At 50.9% G+C, this 6,211-nt stretch carries 4 protein-coding genes and 1 pseudogene; 4 read left to right on the forward strand and 1 reads right to left on the reverse strand.

Annotated features, from left to right (window positions below):
- The first annotated feature begins 15 nt into the window (after positions 1–15).
- From EKN83_RS12725 to EKN83_RS12735, 3 genes are all read left to right on the forward strand, one after another.
- Positions 16–645 carry a tail assembly protein gene (locus EKN83_RS12725; protein ID WP_126801060.1) on the forward strand — a complete coding sequence of 210 codons (630 nt, stop codon included), beginning with the start codon at positions 16–18 and terminating at the stop codon, positions 643–645.
- Positions 646–705: 60 nt separating this feature from the next.
- Positions 706–1,272, forward strand: coding sequence for a hypothetical protein (locus tag EKN83_RS12730; protein WP_126801061.1), 567 nt, complete (start codon positions 706–708; stop codon positions 1,270–1,272).
- Positions 1,273–1,334: 62 nt separating this feature from the next.
- On the forward strand, positions 1,335–5,297 hold the full coding sequence (locus EKN83_RS12735) for a DUF1983 domain-containing protein (protein ID WP_126801062.1): 3,963 nt from the start codon (positions 1,335–1,337) through the stop codon (positions 5,295–5,297).
- A gap of 34 nt (positions 5,298–5,331) precedes the next feature.
- Here the strand turns inward: EKN83_RS12735 and EKN83_RS12740 are convergent, their stop codons facing one another.
- On the reverse strand, positions 5,332–5,601 hold the full coding sequence (locus EKN83_RS12740; protein ID WP_126801063.1) for a hypothetical protein: 270 nt from the start codon (positions 5,599–5,601) through the stop codon (positions 5,332–5,334).
- Positions 5,602–5,729: 128 nt separating this feature from the next.
- Between EKN83_RS12740 and EKN83_RS12745 the strand changes: the two are divergent.
- A pseudogene (locus tag EKN83_RS12745) lies at positions 5,730–6,211 on the forward strand (tail fiber protein); the annotation flags it as partial.

Below are 6,211 nucleotides of genomic sequence, written 5' to 3' on the forward strand. Positions count from 1 at the left end.
TTTTATGGGGGAAAAATGGCTGCATTACTCAATGTTGAGCCGGTCCGCACAATTCGATTGTACGGCGTACTAGGCGCCACCTTCGGGCGTGAATATCGTTTATCAGTAGCTTCACCTAAAGAGGCCATCCGCGCCCTGAGCGTTATCGTGCCGGGTTTTGAGCGTTTCCTGAATACCAGTAAGCAACGAGGTTTAACTTATGCGGTATTCAGCGGGAAACGAAACCTCTTAAACGATGAGCTCAGTATGGACAGGAGCACAGAGGAAATCCGCATCGCGCCGGTGATCATCGGCAGTAAGCGAGCCGGGGTGTTTCAGACAATCCTCGGGGTTGCCCTTGTTGCTGTTGCTGCGTTCGTCACGGGAGGGGCCGCGATCGGGATTGGTGGTACCGCTTTCGCTGGTGGATGGGGAGCTGTGGCGGGGATTGGGGCATCAATGGCAATCGGCGGCGTAGTCCAGATGCTTTCTCCACAGACAACCGGGCTCGCCAGTAAGCAATCTGCGGATAACCAAGCCAGCTACGCCTTTGGTGGAGTAACCAATACGACAGCCCAGGGGAATCCGGTACCACTTTTGTACGGTAAGCGTCGCATCGGTGGTGCGATCATTTCTGCTGGCATTTATGTTGACGATCAGCAGTAGCTATAGTGCCAAGCTAAGTGTATCTTCTTGAAAGAACGCATTATATGAGTGGAAATGCTTATGGATGGTTATGCAATAGACTTTCAAGATTTGCTTGGAATAAGAAAATTAAACGAGCCTGGTTTGGACAGGAGGGCGTTCACAAACTGGGCAGAAAACCAGATTGCTGCCGGCATTGAGTCTTCAAATCTTTTGATTTTGGCATCTTTGGGATTAGATAAGGAAATCTCAAAAGATGAGGTGTTTCGCTATTTTGATGGCTACGTTGATGAAATTGGAGAAGTGATGCCAACTGAACGAGTAGCGTTAATATTGTCAGTACGATTAACATTCAAAAAGCTCGCCTATTCGGAACTTGAGGATGAGGTCTGGAGTGAATTAACTAGAACTTTTGTTAAGTGGTATGACTTGCCAAATGGCCTTTTAAATAGAGTAATGACGTACTGGAGCGCATTGCATGATGATTTTATCAATAATTATGAATATGAGGTTGGATATTATTACCTGAACTATCAGCGACACGGTGACATTCCTCGCTCGAAACAATTAGAGTACGTTCGTAATTGTGCAATTCGCTTTCTCCGTATTTTCGATGAACAGTACTATTTCGGTTTGCTAATCAAATAATATTTAATTCAACATCGCTCTGATCATGGCCACCTCCGGGTGGCTTTTTTTATGGACAAAATATGGAAACTGCAATCGCTATAAAAGGCCGCAAGGGCGGCAGCTCCAGTTCCCGAACCCCTACCGAACAGCCTGATGATTTGCAATCTGTAGCAAAGGCAAAAATCCTCGTTGCACTAGGAGAGGGGGAATTTGCAGGGCAGCTGACGGCGAAAGATATCTACCTGGACGGAACGGCTCTGGAGAATGCTGACGGCTCTCAAAACTTCAGCGGTGTTACGTGGGAATTTCGCGCGGGAACTCAGGCGCAAAAATACATTCAGGGAATCCCCGGTACCGAAAACGAAATCAGCGTGGGAACTGAGGTATCGAGCGCTACTGCGTGGACGCGCACCTTTACCAATACTCAGCTTTCAGCGGTTCGCCTGCGTCTGAAATGGCCTTCGCTTTTCAAGCAGGAGGACGACGGCGATCTGGTCGGTTACTCGGTTAATTATGCGATTGACCTGCAGACGGACGGTGGCACATGGCAGACGGTACTCAATACCAGCGTGACCGGCAAAACGACTTCAGGTTACGAGCGCAGCCACCGTATTGATTTACCTCAGGCGGGCAGCACCTGGACAATCCGACTCCGTAAGATTACGTCTGATGCCAACAGCGCGAAGATCGGCGACACGATGATGCTGCAGAGCTTCACCGAGGTAATTGACGCCAAATTACGCTATCCAAACACAGCGCTGCTTTATATCGAATTCGATTCCAGCCAGTTTAACGGCTCAATCCCGCAGATCTCCTGCGAGCCCCGAGGCCGCGTTATCCGCGTTCCGGATACTTACGACCCCGACACCCGCACTTATAGCGGTACGTGGACTGGGACATTTAAATGGGCCTGGACCGATAACCCTGCCTGGATTTTCTACGACCTGGTGGTTAGCGACCGTTTCGGACTTGGGGATCGTCTTACAACGGCCAACATAGATAAATGGACGCTCTACCAGGTTGCGCAGTATTGCGATCAAAAGGTACCGGATGGCAAAGGCGGAAGTGGTACCGAACCACGTTATACCTGCAACGTCTACATTCAGGAACGCAACGACGCTTATACGGTCCTGCGTGATTTTGCTGCCATATTCCGTGGGATGACCTACTGGGGCGACGACCAGATTGTGGCGCTGGCGGACATGCCGAGAGATGTAGATTTTACATACACGCATGCGAACGTTATTGATGGGCGCTTTACCTATTCCAGCAGCACCACAAAGAACCGTTACACCAATGCGCTGGTGTCCTGGTCTGATCCTGATAACGCTTATTCTGATGCGATGGAGCCTGTTTTTGAGCAGGCGCTGGTTGCGCGTTATGGGTTTAATCAACTTGAGATAACTGCGATCGGCTGTACCCGTCAGTCAGAAGCGAATCGGAAAGGGCGATGGGGGATCCTCACCAACAACAAAGATCGCGTTGTTACTTTCAATGTAGGGGAAGATGGCAACATTCCGCAGCCTGGCTATGTAATCGCTGTAGCGGACCGAGATCTCTCAGGGCGCGACCTGGGCGGCCGTATCTCTGCGGTGAATGGTCGTGTGCTGACGCTGGACAGGGTGCCGGATGCTTCGGCAGCCGACAGGATGATTGTCAATCTTCCATCGGGGGTTTCGCAGTCACGCACCATTCAGTCGATAACGGGCAATAAAGTGACCGTTACGACCGCTTACAGCGAAACGCCTGTGGCTGAGGCCGTATGGGTGATTGAGTCAGATGAACTCTACGCACAGCAGTATCGCGTAATTACGGTAACTGATAATAATGACGGCACGTTCACAATCGTTGGTGCAAGTCACGATCCGGATAAATTCGATCGTATTGATACCGGAGCCATCATTGACCAGCGGCCGGTGAGCGTGATCCCGCCGGGCAACCAGTCGCCGCCTGCGAACATCGCGATCAATTCGTTTTCCGTGGTGCAGCAGAATATCAGCGTCGAAACCATGCGCGTGAGCTGGGACCAGGCTCAAAATGCTATCGCCTATGAGGCGCAATGGCGCCGCAACGATGGGAACTGGGTTAACGTGCCGCGCAGCTCCACCACGTCATTCGACGTACCGGGGATTTATGCCGGGCGCTACCTGGTGCGCGTGCGCGCAATCAATGCCGCAGAAATTTCATCCGGATGGGGCTATTCAGAAGAGAAAACGCTGACAGGTAAAGTGGGCAATCCACCGAAGCCGGTTGGCTTCATCGCTTCTGAAAACGTTGTTTTCGGAATCGAGATGAACTGGGGATTCCCGTCGAATACCGACGACACGCTGAAGACGGAAATTCAGTACAGCCTGACTGGTACCGAAAACGATGCGATTCTGCTGGCCGATGTGCCTTACCCGCAGCGCAAATATCAGCAGATGGGCCTTAAGGCTGGGCAGATTTTCTGGTACCGCGCGCAGCTGGTGGACCGTAGCGGCAACGAGTCTGGTTACACAGAGTGGGTGCGTGGGCAGGCCAGTATCGATGTCTCCGACATCACCGATGTGATCCTGGAAGAGATTAAAGACTCGGATACCTTCAAGGACCTGATCGAGAGCGCCGTGAATACCAACGAAAAAATTGCTGGTATGGCTGACGATATCCTGCAGGCGAATAATGAGCTCGAACAGCAGGCGCAGGAAATTGCCAAAAACGCGCAGGACATCGGGCAGGTTCAGACCGATGTGAAGGAACTGACAAGCAACGTTGGAGATGTGTCGTCATCTCTGTCTCAGCTTGAGCAGACCGTGGCGACGGCTGATACCGCGCTGGGCCAGCGAATCGACAGCATCAGCGTGTCTATGGACGGCATGACGGGCGGGGTAAAAAACTCGGCCATTGCCATTATCCAGAATGGGCTGGCACAGGTGGCCGCGCGTAAAACCCTGTCCGCAACGGTCGCCGGTAACAGTGCGCAGCTGGACCGTCTCGACGAAGTAATCGTCAGCGAGAAGGAAGCCACAGCACGTTCATTGCTGAGCCTGCAGACGGACGTTAACGGCAATAAGGCATCCATCAACAGCCTCAACCAGACGTTCTCTGATTACCGGCAGGCGACGGCCACTCAGATAAACGGTATTACGGCAACTGTCGACGGGCATACCGCGGCGATCACCACCAACGCTCAGGCTATCGCGAGCATGGATGGTGATCTCAGTGCCATGTACAACATCAAGGTAGCAGTCGATGCAAACGGTAGGCAATACGCTGCCGGAATGGGGATCGGCGTAGAGAATACGCCAGAGGGCATGCAGTCACAGGTAATGTTCCTGGCTGACCGTTTTGCTGTCATGACCCAGGCAGGCGGTAATGTTACGCTTCCGTTCGTTATCCAGAATGGCCAAACCATTATCAGGGACACGGTCATCGGTAACGGGACAATCGACAATCTCAAACTCGGTAACTATATCCAGTCCTCAACATGGGACGGAACCGGTAACGTTGGCTGGCATATCAACAAATCGGGTTATGCCGTTTTCAATAACGTAACTGTGCGAGGAACGGTTTACGCCACGAACGGTGAGTTCACCGGGAAAATTACGGCAACCAGTGGCTCGTTCAAAGGCACAGTGGAGGCTGATAGCTTTGTAGGGGATGTGGTTAACGCTGGCGTTGGTCTGGATAAATCCAAATTAGGAGCAGGTGGTGTCACAACCAATCTGACCTATACGGATACAACCGGAACAAGCAAACCCAAGACTGCAATTGTGTCGGCTGTAGTGATGATATATGGCGTCTCAGCAGGAGATGCTACTGCACGGATATCTGTGACCATTGACGGCACAACAAAAGATTATCAGTGGGTAACTTGTCCAAGTAGAAACACCACCAATGCTATTGCGGTCCCGGTATTTTTTGCGAAAAGTGGAATTACAAAGCAAGTAGTCACCGCATCAATAAGTGTTAATGATATGTCGGGAGGAACAAACGCCTCAAGGAAAGATATTCTTTCACCTGTATTACAGATAGCTCGAGGGTCGGGATCTTTTTCTTCCTCATAAAAATAAAGCCCCTGAAGGGGCTTTATTTGCTTGTTTATTTAAAAGGAGCTTTATATTTTTGGTCCGGGAGTTTTTGGCTCTTGTAAGATGCGCCGCCTACGCATGGCTTAACATGAGACCCATTGTCGTAAGAAGCCACACTGGACGTGTTTGCGTTTACGCAGGCATCAATCTGACGTTTTTGCGCGGTTCCGCCATTGCCATAACCAGGGTCTGATTTTTGCCCCTGTTCAGAAGCAAAAGATACAGAAGACAGGGTCAGGAAAGTCACGCCAAGTAACACCGATAAATAATTCTTTTTCATTCTATATATTCCATTTGTTAGTGGGATATCCATATTCACAAATAAACTCCCATTATTCAGATCGTTTATACGAATCAATATTCATTTATTGATCGTTTCTAGCGATCGATAAATTCATGGAGCGCAAAATGCTTTATAACACTGGCACTATCGCAATTAACGGAAATACAGCAACCGGCACCGGAACGAACTGGACGGCACCCGCCAGCCAGGTTCGCGCTGGCCAGACGATTATTGTCATGTCTAACCCGGTGCAGCTGTTCCAGATCTCATCCGTGAACAGTGCCACGACAATGACGGTAACACCTGCTGCATCACCGGCGCTGAGCGGCCAGAAGTATGGAATCCTTGTGTCGGACAATATCTCGGTCGACGGACTGGCCCAGGCCATGTCACAGCTCATCAAAGAGTATGACGAGAATATTGGTGCCTGGGAGACGTTCGCCACAACTTCAGCAAACCAGAGCATCACCGTAACCATTAACGGCACCCCTGTAATCATTCCTGGTATCGGTAAACTGGCGCAGAAAGGGGCCAACGGTGCGCTTGCAATTACTGACGGCGGGACCGGGGCAACGACTGCAGAAGCCGCTCGCACAAACCTCGGTTT

Origin of the sequence: Enterobacter sp. WCHEn090032, assembly GCF_003986875.1 — a bacterium.
GTDB classification, from domain to species: domain Bacteria; phylum Pseudomonadota; class Gammaproteobacteria; order Enterobacterales; family Enterobacteriaceae; genus Enterobacter; species Enterobacter sichuanensis.